This window comes from Bradyrhizobium sp. Kon58 (assembly GCF_055807455.1).
The window spans coordinates 496706-512721 of sequence record NZ_JBVVOT010000001.1 but is presented as its reverse complement, the minus strand read 5'-3'; the positions used below and the strand labels follow the sequence as shown (position 1 = coordinate 512721).

General features: G+C 63.4%; 15 protein-coding genes. 12 read left to right on the top strand and 3 right to left on the bottom strand.

Annotation, left to right across the window (positions count from 1 at the left end; all coding sequences use genetic code 11):
* Positions 1-171 precede the first annotated feature (171 nt).
* Positions 172-1410: an amidohydrolase family protein gene (locus AC0L20_RS02560; RefSeq protein WP_473287293.1), complete on the bottom strand. Its 1239-nt coding sequence runs from the start codon at positions 1408-1410 to the stop codon at positions 172-174.
* 143 nt (positions 1411-1553) lie between these two features.
* Between AC0L20_RS02560 and AC0L20_RS02555 the strand changes: the two genes are divergently transcribed.
* The 5 genes from AC0L20_RS02555 to AC0L20_RS02535 all read left to right on the top strand — a co-directional run bounded on the left by AC0L20_RS02555 (position 1554) and on the right by AC0L20_RS02535 (position 6394).
* Entirely contained in the window at positions 1554-1973 is a 420-nt protein-coding gene (locus tag AC0L20_RS02555; protein ID WP_247360432.1) for a nuclear transport factor 2 family protein, read from the top strand.
* Positions 1974-2151: 178 nt separating this feature from the next.
* Positions 2152-3060 carry an amino acid ABC transporter substrate-binding protein gene (locus tag AC0L20_RS02550; protein ID WP_473287292.1) on the top strand — a complete coding sequence of 303 codons (909 nt, stop codon included), beginning with the start codon at positions 2152-2154 and terminating at the stop codon, positions 3058-3060.
* 216 nt (positions 3061-3276) lie between these two features.
* A complete protein-coding gene (locus AC0L20_RS02545) occupies positions 3277-5328 on the top strand; it encodes an FUSC family protein (RefSeq protein ID WP_473287291.1) in 2052 nt (683 codons plus the stop codon).
* The gene (locus AC0L20_RS02540) at positions 5325-5531 is read left to right on the top strand and encodes a DUF1656 domain-containing protein (protein ID WP_027517340.1); all 207 of its coding nucleotides are present in this window, start codon (positions 5325-5327) and stop codon (positions 5529-5531) included. The genes AC0L20_RS02545 and AC0L20_RS02540 overlap by 4 nt, the downstream gene beginning before the upstream one ends.
* Positions 5528-6394: an efflux RND transporter periplasmic adaptor subunit gene (locus tag AC0L20_RS02535; RefSeq protein WP_456764814.1), complete on the top strand. Its 867-nt coding sequence runs from the start codon at positions 5528-5530 to the stop codon at positions 6392-6394. Before AC0L20_RS02540 ends, AC0L20_RS02535 begins: the two co-directional genes overlap by 4 nt.
* A 21-nt stretch (positions 6395-6415) precedes the next feature.
* Here the strand turns inward: AC0L20_RS02535 and AC0L20_RS02530 are convergent, their stop codons facing one another.
* Together AC0L20_RS02530 and AC0L20_RS02525 are read right to left on the bottom strand one after the other, a co-directional pair.
* Complete coding sequence (locus tag AC0L20_RS02530) at positions 6416-7627, bottom strand: acyl-CoA dehydrogenase family protein (RefSeq protein ID WP_473287290.1); 1212 nt, start codon at positions 7625-7627, stop codon at positions 6416-6418.
* A gap of 41 nt (positions 7628-7668) precedes the next feature.
* Entirely contained in the window at positions 7669-9294 is a 1626-nt protein-coding gene (locus tag AC0L20_RS02525) for a long-chain fatty acid--CoA ligase (RefSeq protein ID WP_473287289.1), read from the bottom strand.
* 177 nt (positions 9295-9471) lie between these two features.
* Here AC0L20_RS02525 and AC0L20_RS02520 point away from each other — a divergent pair, with 177 nt between their 5' ends.
* From AC0L20_RS02520 to AC0L20_RS02490, 7 genes are all read left to right on the top strand, one after another.
* Entirely contained in the window at positions 9472-11325 is a 1854-nt protein-coding gene (locus tag AC0L20_RS02520) for a flavin-containing monooxygenase (RefSeq protein ID WP_473287288.1), read from the top strand.
* 39 nt (positions 11326-11364) lie between these two features.
* On the top strand, positions 11365-12183 hold the full coding sequence (locus AC0L20_RS02515) for a lytic murein transglycosylase (RefSeq protein WP_473287287.1): 819 nt from the start codon (positions 11365-11367) through the stop codon (positions 12181-12183).
* A 196-nt stretch (positions 12184-12379) separates the two neighbouring features.
* Positions 12380-12601, top strand: coding sequence for a hypothetical protein (locus tag AC0L20_RS02510; protein WP_007592399.1), 222 nt, complete (start codon positions 12380-12382; stop codon positions 12599-12601).
* A 12-nt stretch (positions 12602-12613) separates the two neighbouring features.
* Positions 12614-13036: a hypothetical protein gene (locus AC0L20_RS02505; RefSeq protein ID WP_473287286.1), complete on the top strand. Its 423-nt coding sequence runs from the start codon at positions 12614-12616 to the stop codon at positions 13034-13036.
* A gap of 403 nt (positions 13037-13439) precedes the next feature.
* Entirely contained in the window at positions 13440-13886 is a 447-nt protein-coding gene (locus AC0L20_RS02500; protein WP_247297582.1) for a MaoC family dehydratase, read from the top strand.
* Between the two features lie 93 nt (positions 13887-13979).
* A complete protein-coding gene (locus tag AC0L20_RS02495) occupies positions 13980-14492 on the top strand; it encodes a hypothetical protein (RefSeq protein WP_473287285.1) in 513 nt (170 codons plus the stop codon).
* A 243-nt stretch (positions 14493-14735) separates the two neighbouring features.
* Positions 14736-15893, top strand: a complete 1158-nt coding sequence (locus AC0L20_RS02490) for a helix-turn-helix transcriptional regulator (protein WP_473287284.1) — start codon at positions 14736-14738, stop codon at positions 15891-15893.
* Positions 15894-16016: the final 123 nt, after the last annotated feature.

Genomic DNA, 16016 nt, shown 5'->3' with positions numbered 1-16016 from the left:
ACTATGACCGGCACCGCGGGACTTGCAATGCGCGCAGCTATCGAGAATCAGCAAGAATCTACTATCCGGGAATCTACCGGATTCGGAATTACGGAACGATGAGCGGTAACATCGAACGGAAGCTGCTCGGAAATAAGCCGCCCTTCAATGCAGATATGCATCAAGAGCGGATCAGCCGGGGCTGAACAGAGTGGGCCGTTGACGCGCAAAAGTCTGCCGGCCGCTCTTGAAGCCCATCACGACATCCGGCAACTCGGCGATGGCGAAGCGGCTGTCCTGCGTGTCGAGCACGACGAGATCGGCTGGATTCCCAACCTCGATGCCGTAATTCCCGAGGTTCATCAGCCGCGCCGGCAGCTCGGTCACGAGATCAAGGCAGGTATCGAAGTCGTTGACCGAGGCATGCGCGACGTTGGCGTAGAAATTCGCCATTCGCAGCAGTGAGGCATCACCGAACGGCGTGAAGGGATTGAGCACGTTGTTGGTCGCGATCGAGCACACCACGCCTTCGCCGGCGAGCTTGTGGGCGAGCGTCAGCCCGCGCGGCGCGTTGTGGGTCGCCTCGCGCCCCATCAGATAGAGATCGGTAGCCGGCAGCACGGTGACGGCAACGCCGGCCTTCATCAGCTGCGCGGTGGCGGCCTTCAGCCGCTCCGGCGGCAGCGCGGAGAGTTTCGTGGCATGGCCGATTGCCACGCGCCCGCCGTAGTTGCGCCGCTCGGTCTGCCGGCAGACCTCGTCGAGGTGCCACCAGGAGGGATCGAGATCGAAATCGAGATGGAGATCGACGTCCACGTCGAACGCCTCGGCGAGGTCGAAGATGCGTGCGAGATGGGCGTTCGGATCCGTGTCCGTATAGGGACAGCCGCCGATCACCTCGCCTCCGTCGCGCAGCGCCTGGACCAGAAGCTCCTCGCTGCCGGGATCGTTGGTGAGGCCTTCCTGCGGAAAGACACAGAGCGACAGGTCGATCGCCCAGGCATAGTCACGCTTCAGCGCCTTCACCGCCTCGAAGCCGCGCAAGCCGATGCGCGGATCGATCTCGACGTGGGTTCGCATGCGCGTGGTGCCGTGGACGATGGCACGTTCGAGCACCCGGGCGCCGCGCGCGTAGACGTCCTCGACCGAGAAATCCTTCTTCATCCCGGAGACGGCGCGGATCGCTTCCGAGACGCTGCCGTGATCATGCCCGCAGCGGCCGAGCAGGCAGGCCTTGTCGAGATGGATGTGGCTGTCGACGAAGCCGGGCAGGGCGAGACGCCCGCCGACATCGACTTCGACGGCCTCGCAGGCGAGCGTGGGTTCGATGGCGGTGATCCGGCCACGCGTGACGCCGATATCCATCGGGTCGGCGGCACCACGCAGCAAGGCGTTGCGAAAGATGAGGTCAAAGGCGGGTTGCGCGGTCATGGCTCTTGCGGAAGGAATTTAGTGCATTCGGCCGCGTTTGGCGGCTCCAGATTGTCGGCAGTGTAGCGACGGAATTGTTCAAAATATATGCACGTATTCCCCGGGAGCGGCGTTAGTATTCCGCAAGCCCGGGAGAATGAGCCATGTCCGCTGCCGCAAAAGCCGAAGCCGGTCCGTCGTCCGACGCCGAGATCGTTGAAGCCTATCTCACGGCGTCGATGATCCCCGATCCGGACGCCGCGGCGGCCTATATGGCGCCGGGCACGGTGATCACCTTTACCGGCGGGCGCGAGTTCGATCATCCGCGGGGCCCGACCGGGTTCAACGCCAAGCGCTACCGCTGGGTCAAGAAGAAGATGGATCGGTTCGACGTCTGCCCCGGCGACGGCGAGACCGTGGTCTATAGCGTCGGCACGCTCTACGGCGAATGGATGGATGGGACCGCGTTCGAGGGCAACCGCTACGTCGACCGCTTCGTGGTGCGGAATGGCCAGATCACCAAGATGGACGTCTGGAACGACAGCGCCGAGCGGATCCTGGTCCAGCGCGGCATCGACGCGTAACAGCCATCCTGGCGCTTGAGGAGCCTCGACTCCAGGCGGACAAAAGGCCGGTCACCATATCGCAAGCCGCGATAGCTGATAGATGCAAGCTCGTGTGGCGGCTGTCGCGGGCCTGCGCTATCAACGGTGCGATTGCTGCGCCCGGCATGGAGGCGCGAGCCTCCTCGAGGAGTTCCCGATGCGTTTACCCACTGTTGTCCTGGCCCTCACATGCCTTGCAACTGCCGCCTCCGCCGAAGACCTGTCGGGTACGCTTCAAAAGGTCAAAGAGACCAAGAAGATCACGCTTGGCTATCAAGAGGCCTCGGTCCCATTCAGCTATCTCGACGGCAACCAGAAGCCGGTCGGCTTTGCCATGGATATCTGCCTCAGGATCGTGGATGCCGTGAAGAAGCAGCTCGGTATGCCCGACATCGCGGTCGACACGCTCGCCGTGACGTCGTCGAACCGGATTCCGCTGATGGTCAACGGGACGCTCGACCTGCATTGCTCGGCGACCACCAACAATGCCGATCGCCAGAAGCAGGTCGCCTTCACCAACACGCACTTCCTCAGCGCAACGCGATTTGCAGCCAAGAAAGCCGCAAAGATCAACACCATCGACGATCTCAAGGGCAAAGCGGTGACGGCGGTGGCCGGCTCAGTCAACCTGACGCAGCTCGCCAAGGTCAACACCGAGCGCAATCTCGGCATCAATGTGATGCCGGCCAAGGACCAGGCCGAAGCCTTCCTGCTGCTGGAAACCGATCGCGCCCAGGCCTACGCGCTCGACGACGTGCAGCTCGCGGTCGCGATCGCGCGCTCGAAAGAACCTCAGCTCTTCATGATCAGCGAGGAGACGTTCTCGAAGCCTGAGCCTTACGGGATCATGCTGCGGCGGGAGGACGCGCCGTTCAAGGCGCTCGCCGACCGCGCGACTGCAGAGCTGTACGCGAGCCAGGAGATCGAGGTCCTCTACAAGAAGTGGCTGCAATCGCCGACGCCACCGAACGGCCTCAACTACAACGTCCCGATGTCGGGCGCCTTGCGCAACGCCTTCAAGAAGCCGAGCTCCAGCTTCGATCCGGATGTGTACGTCGTGAATTGAGGCGAGGACTGTCGCCGCCGGAGGCGTGTCGCGCGCGAGCGGTCCGCCGAGATGTCAGTAGGCCGTCGGGAACCCCCGCCGCGCCCCGGGTCCGGCCGGGGGCGGGCCAGCCTGCTGCATGATATCGGCCCCGAGGAACTTGCGGTCACCTTCGCGACTCTCCAGCGCATAGAACGGTGGGCAAGCCGCCAAGACCGACGCCGAAGCGAAATAGCCATGCGCGCAAATGAACCCTTCCTGGTCCGCCACGCGGACCTGATTTTCGCTTTGAAGACGTTCGCCGCGTCGATCCTGGCGCTCGTCATCGCGCTGGCAATGGATCTGCCGCGGCCTTATTGGGCGATGGCGACCGTATACATCACCTCGCAGCCGCTGGCGGGGGCGACCAGTTCGAAGGCGTTCTTCCGCGTGATGGGCACGCTGGTCGGCGCGATCACGACGGTGGCGCTGGTCCCAAACCTGATCGATGCACCCGAGTTGCTGTGCCTCGCGATCGCGCTCTGGGTCGGGCTCTGTCTTTATCTCTCGCTGCTCGATGGCACACCACGCAGCTACGTCTTCATGCTGGCCGGGTACACGGTGGCGCTGATCGGCTTTCCCTCGGTGTCCGAGCCGGGCGCCATTTTCGAGACCGCGGTGGCGAGGCTCGAGGAAATCTCGCTCGGCATCATCTGCGCCAGCCTGGTTTCGACCATCGTCTTTCCGCGCAGCGTCGCGCCGGCTGTTGCCAATCGGATCGAGAATTGGGTGGCGGACGCGCAGCGCCTAAGTCAAGTCGTCCTGCTGCGCCACGGGACGAACGAAACCCGCCGCGGCAAGCGCATCAAGCTTGCGACCGACGTCGTCGAAATCGACACGCTCTCCACCCATCTTGCTTATGATCGGTTGACCGACCGCAATGCCGTCGTCGGATTGGGTGAAATCCGGCTTCGCATGCTGATGCTTTTGCCGGTGATCGCTTCGCTCGAGGACCGGCTCGCCGCGCTGGGCGAGGAGGCGTTGAGGCGGCAACCCGAGCTGAGGCGGCTCCTGGAAGATCTCGCGGGATGGATCACCGGCGACGCCAACGCACGGCAGCCGGCCGAGCGAATTCGCGCCATGATCGCACGGCAGCAGGCGGTCCTAGACGACAGCGCGTCCTGGGAGCGGATCATCGTCACCAGCCTGTTGTCGCGGCTGCGCGAGCTGGTCGACCTCTCGCGCGATTGCCGCGCCCTGACGGAAGCGATCGTCGAGAACCGGAACGTCTCGACCCTCGATCTGGATTTCCAATCCGAAGCAGGTGCCGCGCCGGTGCGCCATAGGGATCGCGGCCTTGCCCTGTGGTCGGCTGCCGGCGCGTCGGCGGCCATCCTGATCTGCTGCGCGTTCTGGATCGGTACCGGATGGCCGGACGGCGCGTCTGCGCCGATGATGGCGGCCGTCGCCTGTTCGTTCTTCGCCGCGCAGGACGAGCCCGCGCGCTTCATCCGCAGTTTTGGCCTGTGGTCCCTGGTCGCCATTGTCGTCGTGGCGATCTACCTTTTTGCGCTGGTGCCCGCGATCTCGCATCTCGAGGTTTTGGTCGCCGCGCTCGCGCCAACGTTCCTCTTCTATGGCTTCCTGATCGCACGGCCCGCAACGACCGGAACCGGCATGGCGCTCGCGGCCAACACGGCGACGCTGCTGGCGCTGCAATCGACCTACAGCGCGGATTTCGCGTCCTACGCAAATTCCGCTGTCGCCTTCTTCGTCGGTGTCATCATTGCCGAGCTGGTGACGCGGATCGCGCGTGGGGTGGGGGCGGAGTGGATCGCCAACCGCCTGGTGCTGTCGAACTGGACGGCGCTCGCGGTCGCCGCCGAACGGCGCGGCAAGCGGGATCGCGCGGAGTTCGCGGGCCTGATGCTGCACCGGCTCGGCCTTCTGGTACAGCGCATCGCGTTTCTCTCCGAGAGTGACCGCCGCGACGCCGAGAGCCTGGTCCAGCTTCGTATCGGAATCAACATCATCGATCTGCGGCGCGCCCGCTACGGGCTTGCGGTATCCACCATCGCCGTGATCGACGACATGCTCGATCAGCTCGCCATCGCCTGCCGCAGATATGCGGGTGATGGAATGCCGGCCGAACTTCTGACAAGCGTCGATCGGGCACTGGCCCGGGCGGTGAAGGATCCCAACGGAAAGGCGCGCGAGGACGCCCTGGTCGGCCTCGTGGGCATAAGGCGCGGCCTGTTTCCGGACGCACCGGCCTATCGGCCGCGGGCAGGCGAGAGTGTTGCGGCATGAGATACGTGATCGATATCTACGGTGTGCTCGTGCCAGCGCTGCTGTTGTGGATCATCATCGCCTACGCGCTGAGTGCTCTGCTGCGCCGCTTCATGCAGCGCTTTGATCTTTACCGGCTGGTCTGGCACCGCGCGCTGTTCGATTTCGCGATCTACGTCTGCATTCTCGGCGTCGTCGTCTATCTCTCGGAGTATCTTGCATGAAAGGGAATGTTGCCTGGCTCGGGCGCCTCGCGTTGACGCTCCTTGCCGTTGTCGCCGCGCTCGCTGTCGGCCGCGAGCTCTGGGTCTATTACATGGAGCAGCCATGGACCCGCGACGGCCGGGTGCGCGCCGACGTGGTGCAGGTCGCGCCCGATGTGTCGGGCTTCGTGACCGAAGTGTTGGTCAAGGACAACCAGAAGGTCCATCGCGGTGACGTCCTGTTCAAGATCGACCGCGAGCGTTTTGCGCTGGCGCTGCGCCAGGCCGATGCGTCGGTGGCCGGTCACCAGGCTACGCTCGATCAGGCCAATGCCGATTTGAAGCGCTATAGCGCGCTGACGACCGACGCCGTGTCGCAGCAGAAACAGGAGCAGGTGCTGGCCACCCAGCTCCAGGCCAAGGCGGCTTTCGATGCGGCCGTTGCCGACCGCGCGGTCGCCCAGCTCAATCTCGATCGCAGCGAGGTGCATGCCTCCGTGAACGGCGTGATCACCAACATGGATCTGCGTCCCGGCGCCTATGTCACGGCCGGGAAAGGCGTGATGGCGCTAGTCGACAGCGATACGCTGCATGTGGAAGGCTATTTCGAGGAGACGAAACTCGCGCGCATTCGTATCGGTGACAAGGTGCAGGTCCGCCTGATGGGCGAGAAGGTGACGCTTTCAGGCCATGTCGAGAGCATTGCCGCCGGCATCGAGGACCGCGACCGCGTCGAGGGCGCCAGCCTGCTTGCCAACGTCAACCCGACCTTCAGTTGGGTGCGCCTCGCCCAGCGCGTGCCGGTACGCATCGCGCTGGATCATGTGCCTGACGGAATGTCGCTGGTGGCCGGGCGTTCGGCGACGGTGGAGGTGCTGAACTAGAAGCGATTGGCATCGCCCGATTCAGGCATTCGAATATTTCTTCAGCTCGAACCGCGCGATCTGGTTCCTGTGGACCTCGTCCGGGCCGTCGGCGAGACGCAGCAAGCGCGCGGTCGCATAGGCCTGCGTCAATCCAAAGTCGTTCGACGTGCCGCCGCCGCCATGGGCCTGGATTGCCCAGTCGATGATCTGGCAGGCCATGTTGGGCACGGCGACCTTGATCATCGCAATCTCCGCTTTCGCCACTTTGTTGCCGACGGTATCCATCGCGTAGGCGGCGTTGAGCGTCAGCAGCCGGGCCTGCTCGATCATGATGCGGGCTTCTGCGATGCGTTCCTGCGTCACCGTCTGCTCGGAAACCGGCTTGCCGAAGGCGACGCGGCTGCGCACCCTCCGGCACATCTTCTCCAGCGTGCGTTCGGAGAGCCCGATCAGCCGCATGCAGTGGTGGATACGCCCGGGGCCGAGGCGTCCCTGCGCGATCTCGAAACCGCGGCCTACGCCGAGCAGCATGTTCTCCTTGGGGACACGCACGTTGGTGAAGACGACCTCGGACGCACGGTCGGGCACGCCGTAGAAGCCGAACACGGGCAGGGCACGCTTGACCTCGACGCCCGCTGTGTCCATTGGCACCAGGATCATGGATTGCTGCTTGTGGCGGTCCGCATTGTCGGGATCGGTCTTGCCCATGAAGATGCAGATCTTGCAGCGCGGGTCGGTCGCGTTGGTGGTGTACCATTTGCGGCCGTTGATGACGTAATGGTCGCCCTCGCGAACGATCGAGCTTTCGATGTTGGTCGCATCGGACGAGGCGACAGCAGGCTCGGTCATGGCGAAGCAGGAGCGGATTTCGCCTGCGAGGAGCGGCTTCAGCCAGCGCTCCTTGTCCTTCTCCGTGCCATAGCGCTCCAGCACCTCCATGTTGCCGGTGTCGGGCGCCGAACAGTTGAACACTTCGGGTGCGAGATGCGAGCGGCCCATGACCTCGCAGAGCGGCGCATATTCGAGATTGGTCAGGCCTGCACCGTGGCCGGAGTCCGGCAGGAACAGATTCCAGAGGCCTTCGGCGCGCGCCAGCGGCTTCAGCTCCTCGACGACCGGATAGACTTTCCAGGGACCCAGCTCCTCCCCCTCGCGATAAAAGCGTTCCTCGTTCGGATAGATGTGCCGGTCCATGAAACTTTCGAGCCTGCGCTTGAGCTCGACGACTTTGGGCGACATCGGGTAGAGCATCTTTGTCTCCTTGATCAATCGACAGGCCGGGTGCAATCGGCTCAGGCGACGCGATACCCTTTGAATTTCTCGCGCAACGCTGATTTGAGCACCTTGCCGGTGCCGGTCATCGGGAACTCGTCCATGAACTCGACGGCGTCGGGCATCCACCAGCTCGCGATCTTCGGGCGCATGTGCTCGAGCAGCGTCTTGCCGTCGACGGTCGCGCCCTTCTTGCGGACGACGAGGAGCAGAGGCCGCTCCTGCCATTTCTCGTGGTTGATCGCGACCACGGCGGCTTGCAGCACATCGGGGTGAGACAAGGCGACGTCCTCGAGCTGGATCGAGGAGATCCATTCGCCGCCGGACTTGATCACGTCCTTGGAGCGGTCGGTCAGCGTGACGTGGCCCTGTGGGTCGATCACGGCCATGTCGCCGGTGACCAGCCAGCCGTCGCGGTCGAGGCCTTCGTCGAGCTTCATGTAGCCGGACGCAACCCACGGTCCCCGCGCGCGCAGATGGCCGACGCTCTTGCCGTCGCGCGGCAGCTCGTTGCCGCCGTCGTCGACGATGCGCAGGGCGGTGCCGAAACAGGCGCGGCCGGACACCTGGCGGCGGTCGAACTTCTCCTTGTCGTCGAGATGCTCGGAGCCTGGCCGCAAGCCCGGCATCGAGCAGCCCAGGGCTTCAGTCATGCCCCAGGCCTGGACGTAGTCGATGTCATACTCGCGCTTGAGCTTCTCGACCATGGTGCGCGGCGGCGCTGAGCCCGACGACAATGTTGCACGAAGTGTCGAGAACCTGTTGCCGGTCCGTCCGAGCCAGTCGAGCAGGATCAGCCAGAAGCTCGGCACGCCCGCCGACAGCGTCACCTTCTCGCCTTCGAGCAGCTCGTAGAGCTTGTCGGCCTCGTAATTGCGGCCGGGCAGCACCAGCTTCGAGCCGGTATACGGGGCGGTGAACGGCATGTTCCAGCCGTTGCCGTGGAACAGCGGCGCCATCGGCATCATCACCTCGCGCACGCCTTCCAGGTGGCCGGGCAGGAAGTCGAAATTGCAGGAGACCATGGTCTGCAGGATCGCGGCGCGGTGCGAATAGATCACGCCCTTCGGATTGCCGGTGGTGCCGGAGGTGTAGCAGATGGTGGACGCCGATTTTTCGTCGAACTCCGGCCAGGCGAAGCCGGCGTCGTTCTCCTTGTCCAGAAACTCCTCGTAGCAATGCACGTTGGCAAGCTTTGTCTCCGGCATCCGCTCGCGCGAGCACATCACGACGTAGGCTTCGATCGATTTGAGCTGCGGCGCGATCGCCTCGACGATCGGCAGTGTGGCGCGGTCGATGAACAGCAGCCGGTCCTCGGCGTGATTGACGATATAGACGAGCTGCTCGGGGAACAGCCGCGGGTTGATGGTGTGCAGCACATAGCCCATGCCGGGCGCGGCGTAGAACATCTCGAAATGCCGGTGCGTATTCCAGGCCAGCGTGCCGACCCTGTCGCCCGGCATCATGCCGAACCTCTTGAGCGCTAATGCCATGCGCTTGATGCGCGGATGGGCGTCGGCATAGGTGTAGCGATGGATGTCGCCTTCGATCTCGCGGGCGACGACCTCGGCCTCGCCGTGATAATCGGCGGCATACTGGATCAGGCCGCTGATCAGGAGCGGCATGTCCATCATCAATCCCTGCATCGTCTCCTCCGGACCGCCATGTCATTGCATGACGTACGCTTGTGATGTGCGTTTGAGGTTAGCGGAACGCCACGCCACGTTCACGCAAAAAGCGAGAGACGTGATTGCATGAGTCACTTTTTCAGGGCTAAGTGATGCGAGCTGCCGGCGAGGCAGTGCCCGCCGGGGAGGAAACGGATGTCAGCGGAAAGACACAAGACCGGTGCAGCCGGCGAATCTACAATCGACATTGCCGCACTCCGTGCGCGCTATCGCGACGAGCGCGATCGCCGCCTGCGCACTGAGGGCAAGGCGCAATATGTCGAAGTGACCGGCGAGTTCGGGCGCTATCTCGACGATCCCTGGGCCAATTCCGGATTTGCGCGCGAGGCCGTCAGCGAGCAGACCGAGGTGCTCATCGTCGGCGGCGGCTTCGGTGGCCTTCTGTGTGGCGCGCGACTGCGCGCGGCCGGCATCGATGATTTCCGGGTCGTGGAAAAGGCCGCCGATTTCGGCGGCACCTGGTACTGGAATCGCTACCCTGGTGCGGCCTGCGATACCGAGAGCTACATCTACCTGCCCTTGCTGGAAGAGACCGGCTACATGCCGGTGCGAAAATATGCGCGAGCCCCCGAGATCTACGAACATTCGCGCCGCATCGGCCGTCACTTCGGCCTCTATGAGCGTGCGCTGTTTCAGACCGTCATCACGCGCATGGAATGGCAAGAGCAGGAGGCAATTTGGCTGGTCGAGACCGATCGCGGTGATTGCATCCGCGCGCGCTTCGTCATCCTTGCTGGAGGCCCACTGAGCCGTCCGAAGCTGCCGGGCATTCCCGGTATCGAAAGCTTCAAGGGGCACAGCTTCCACACCAGCCGCTGGGATTACGCCTACACCGGCGGCACGGCCGAAGGTGATCTTAGTGGTCTTGGCGACAAACGCGTCGGGATCATCGGCACCGGTGCCACCGCCGTGCAATGCGTGCCGCATCTCGGCCGCTCGGCCAAGGAGCTCTACGTTTTCCAGCGTACGCCATCGGCGATCGGCGTGCGGGACGACCGCCCGACGGATCAGAGCTGGGCGCAGCGGCTCAGGCCTGGCTGGCAGCGCGAACGCATGGACAATTTCACCGCCGTGATCTCGGGCGAGCCATTCGAACAGGATCTGGTGCAGGACGGCTGGACCGGCCTGCTCGGCGAGATCCTGCTGGCGCCGCGCCGCCAGCCCCAACCGGTGACCTCGATCGAGGAAGCGCTCAAGGTCATCGAGCAGGCCGATTATCGCAAGATGGAGGAGATCCGAGCGCGCGTCGATGCGATCGTCAAGGACGAGGCGACGGCTTCGGCGTTGAAGCCCTGGTACAAGGCCTTCTGCAAGCGGCCGTGTTTCCACGACGAATATCTCGACACCTTCAATCGTCCCAACGTGCATCTCGTCGACACCAGGGGGCAGGGCGTCGAGCGCATCACCGAGAACGCCGTCGTGGTCGGCGGCAAGGCCTATGAGCTCGACTGCCTGATCTATGCCAGCGGTTTTGAAGTCGGCACCGATTACGCCCGTCGTATGGGCTTCGAGATCTATGGACGCGATGGCACGAGCCTGTCCGAGCGCTGGCGCGACGGCGTGAAGACGATGCATGGCTTCTACAGCCGCGGCTTCCCGAACTGCTTCCTGATCGTCATGGTGCAGGCCGGCCAGAGCGCCAATTTCCCGCACATCATCGACGAGCAGTCGCAGCACATCGCCTACGTGATCGCCGAAGCGCGCAAGCGCAAGGCGCGAACCCTCGAGCCGACGCTGGCGGCCGAAAACGCCTGGGTCGAGGAGGTGGTCAAAGCCGCGCTCGGCCGCCAGACCTATCTCGCCGAATGCACGCCCGGCTACTACAACAATGAAGGCGTGTTCGATCCGATCGCGGCGAGAAACAGCCAGTATTGGCGCGGGCCGGTGGCATTCCTGCGGCTGCTCGACAAGTGGCGCAAGGAGGGCAATTTGGATGGACTGGAACTGTCGTATGATCACGCCATGGAGTCGGCGCCTTCGTCCGGGTAAGCTCGGGCATTGGATCGCGCCAGAAAGAGGACATCGGACATGATCAGGGGCAGAACTGTAGTTGGGGCAGTTTTTGGGGCGATGACGCTGCTCAGCTGCCTGGCGCCCGCCGCCCACGCCGCGCAATGCGGCAGTTCGTCGGCCGGCTTCGAGGCCTGGAAGCGCGAGTTCAGCGCGGAGGCGCAGGGCAAGGGCGTTGGCCAGACCGCGCTCTCGGCGCTGATGCAGACCAATTACGCCAGTGCCACCATCGCGGCCGACCGCGGCCAGCGCAGCTTCTCGCTGTCGCTCGACCAGTTCCTCGCCAAGCGCGGTGCCACCACCATCGTGGCCAAGGGTCGCCAGCTCAAGCAGTCGCAGGCGGCCTTGTTCGCCTCGATCCAGCAGCGCTATGGCGTCCCGCCGGGGCCGCTGATCGCGATCTGGGGCATGGAGACCGGGTTCGGCAGCCAGCGCGGCAAGCAGAACATGCTCTCCTCGATCGCGACGCTCGCCTATGACTGCCGCCGTCCCGAATTCTTCACCGAGCAGCTCTATGCGGCGCTGAAGCTGATCGATCGCGGCACGCTGTCGGGGGCAACCCGCGGCTCGATGCACGGCGAAGTCGGTCAGACCCAGTTCATGCCCAAGAACATCCTGGCCTATGGCACCGGCAATCTCGAGGTTGCCGCCAATGCGCTGAACTCGACGGCGAATTTCCTCAAGGCCCATGGCTGGCGTGCAGGAGCCGGTTACCAGCCGGGTGAAGCGAATTTCGTCGCCATCGAAGCTTGGAATGCCGCCGGCGTTTATCAGAAGGCGATCGCCCTCATGGGACGGCAGATCGACGAGGGCGGAGGAACGGCCGCCTCGCGTTGACGCGAGCCCCGTTTCGAACGGGGCTCTCGATTCTTGTTTTGACGCGTTTTCTTGACGCGAACCGGCATCCACTTCGCTCGAAAACGCTTTTGCTCAGCAAGGCGTGATGCGCGGGCAAGAGAAAGTTGTTGCCATCTGGAACCGACGGCACGAGGTTTGCTTTGATCGAACAGGGCTGGGCATGAGGAGACTCAACATGGCAACCCAGATCGTGATGGACCAGACTGGCGACACGCGCCACGAGTTTGATCCTGGCAATGCCGAAGCGCTGGCGCGGGCCGAACGGCGCTTTCGGGAGCTGACCGGAGCGGGCTTCACCGCCGCGCTGCGAACCGGACCTGGCGAAGTCACCCGGATCCGATCGTTTGACCCGACCGCGCAGGAAACGCTGTTCTATCCCCGCCTGGTCGGCGGTTGATCTGAGCTGCTCATGATCGCGGCGGTCTGGCTCCGCGCGCCGGCGCGTGCGCGTCTGCATGCGCTACGCGAACTCTATCGGCGCTTCTTCGGCGAGAACACGCCGGATGCCCGCGGCCGCCGGCTCCTGGCCGAATGGCTGTCACCAGCGCAGCGCGCCCAATTCGAGCAGTACCGGCATTTCGATGTCGTCGGCTGCGATACCGGCAAGACCTATCGCATCCATTATGGCACCGCCGCCAATGTCCACGAGATCGACGCCGCCGGAAACGCGACGATGGGGTGGTGCTTCGTCCCGTCAGGCTTTCTCGTCCCCGGCGACGTCATGCTCGCACAGAAGATCGCGCTCGAAACCGACGAAAAGGGAGCTCTCGCGCTCGCCAACAGGTTTCCGCCGGCAACACATTCGGAGCACTTCTACCGGCGGCCGTTCTAGGGCAAGGCTATCAGCCTAGAGCAAGGCTATCAGCGCAAGGTTATCAATAATGTGTGGTGCGATAGGCATCCACCGCGTGCGCTGCAAAAACGCCGACGCTGCAAAGCGCGAGCAAGGCCGAGATCAGCTCGATCATAGCTCACCCTCCTGCGGCGGCAGGGTGACGAGGTGCTGGCAGCAGGAATAATCCCAGATCAGGTCGAGGAAGAATTGCATGGTGGCCGTCCCTGTATGATTTTGACAACCAGATAACCGACCATCTGTTTCAGGCGTGTTTCGTCGCATCTGGAAACGGGTTTCTTGGGGAACCCCGGGCTGGTTTGTGCACTGCGGAGCCGCTACATCCTGCCCTTGCTCAATCTCATTAGCCGCGAGGCGGCACATCGCATGGCGAGGCGAAATCATGGCGCAGGTCGAGTGGTTCGACGATCTCACCATTGGAATGCAGTTCAAATCCCCCGAAGTTCACGTCACCGAGGCCGACATCAAGCGGTTCGCGGCGGAGTTTGATCCGCAGCCGATGCATCTCGACCACGAAGCCGCCAAGCAGACGCTGTTCAGGGGTCTCGCTGCCTCGGGCTGGCACACCGCCGCGATTGCCATGAGCCTCGCGATCCAGACCCGCCCCTTCGGCCCGCATCCGCTGATCGGCGCCGGCGTCGACGGGTTGCGCTGGACCATCCCGGTACGGCCCGATGACCGCCTGCATCTGGTTGGGGAGGTCATGAGCCTGACGCCGTCGAAGTCGAAGCCGCAGGGCATCGCATTGGTGAAATGGACCATGTTCAACCAGAACGGCGAGGAGGTTTACACCTTCACCCCGATCGCGATCGTGCCGCGGCGGGAGTAGGGCAAGGTCGGCGCCCTCCGCAACCGCCCGAAGCCCTTGCGGGTCACCGGCAGAGGTGGTCATCTCAGTCCGGGCAACACGCTGGAGGCTGACATGAAACGATCTCTTCTCGCCGCCGGGCTGCTGGCCGGCGCCTTGAGCGCCGTCGTTTTGACCGCGAGGCCGGTGCAGGCGCAACAATCCAAGGTCGGCGACTGGACCATCGAAAAGCGTACGCAAGACGCACATTGCAATGCGAGCCGCGGCTACAAGGACAAGGAAGACGAGAACCGGGACTACGTCATCGTCATCACCTATTCCGAGAAGGCTATCGTCATCGTGATGATCTATGACGGCTGGGAGTGGGACAAGGTGGGCGAGATTCTCCGGGCCGATGTCGGCACCGATGACGCCGATATCATGAAGAAGGCGAAGTGGGAGGTCATGGATAAGACCACCGTGCGCGGCATCTTCGAATACGAACAGTCCATGATGGACCGGCTGTCCAAGGCCAAGCGTCTCTCGCTCGATTTCGAGGACGATGACGACGATAGCATCGAGATGCAGGTGCCGCGTGCCGGTGAAGCGCTGGCGGCGCTGAAATTCTGCGAGGAGAATCGCAAGTAGATTGCCGGAGCCGGATGCGGGGCCGGCGGCATCGGGTGAAGACAGGGTTCTGCAGCGCGAACGGTGCCTGACGCATCGCACGCGTGACTCATCGCACACAGTCCGCGCGCTGTTCGCTTTAATCCTAGTCTTTGGCGAAAACGTCCAAGCCGCATCCTGCGGTTGACGTTACGCAAGGGCGATGTTCGATATTCCAGCATTTCGTTGCAACGTTTTCTCGGTGTCGATTGCGTCGTCCGGCCGATGACAATCCTCCACGCAAATCGATTCTCGTCCCTCGTCGGCGAGATCTACGACGCGGCGGTCGATCCCGCGCTGCGCAGCGGGGTGCTGGAACAGGTTTCGCATTTCGTCGGCGGATGTGCCGTGACCATCCTGTCCAGGGACAGAGCCAGGCTCTCGATCGAGATCCATGAGCATTTCGGCAGCGAACCCCACTTCCGCCAGCTATATCGCGACCGATATGTGGAACTTGACCCTCTGCTCGATCGTCATCTCACGCTCGCGGCGGAACAGACGATCGGCATCGCCGACATCATGTCTCAGGCGGATTTCCTGGCAACGAGCTTCTATCGCGAGTGGGTGGAACCGCAAGGAGCGATAGACCTTGCAACCGTTGCCCTCGAGAAGTCGGAGACGCGCACCACGATCCTGCAGGTGTTGCGCCACCGGTCGCGCGGAATCGTTGACGAGCCGATGCGTGAGCGCATGCGGCTGCTTGCTCCGCACCTCCAGCGCTCCAGGATCATGGGCCGGCAGATCAGGGCGCGCTCTCATACCGTGGACGACCTTGCCGATGTCTTGGATGGGCTGAGAACGGCGATCTGCCTGCTCGACGCAGATGGCCGCGTCGTGCATGCCAACGCAGCATGCCGCGGGCTCTTCGCCGATGCCAGCCTGCTCGCAATGGTCGGCGACCGGATCGTGGCCCGCAACACCCAGACCGACAAAATATTCCGCGGTCTGTGCGAAATCGATTCAGGCAGCGAAACTCGTTCCGCTGCCCGCCGCCAGATCGAGCTTGCGACATCAGTTGATGGGCAGCACTATCTGCTCCACGCTTTTCCCCTGAAGCGCGATCGCATTCCATCGCGAGATGCTGCAGCCACGGTTCTGTTCGTGCAGAAGGCCTCGGCAGCGACATGGCTGGCAGCCGATGCGATCGCTGCGGCCTTCAGGCTGACACCGTCCGAACTGCGCGTATTGATGGCCATTATCGAGATTGGCGGCGTTCCCGATATCGCTGCAAAGCTCGGCATCGCAGAAACCACGGTGAAGACGCATCTCGGCCGCCTGTTCGAGAAGACCGGCGCCGGCAGGCAGGCCGACCTGGTCAAGATCGCCACCGGCTTTGCCGTTCCGTTCGCGCGGCGAACGAACGGTGATGGCGACGCGATGTGATCCATTTCACATGGTTCGCCGGTATGTGCCGCGATCTCAATCCATTGTGATGAGCCAAGCTCCCGTGTCCTCCGAATGCAGGACGCGAGTCATTTGATACTTTCGTATATCGCGATCCAGAAA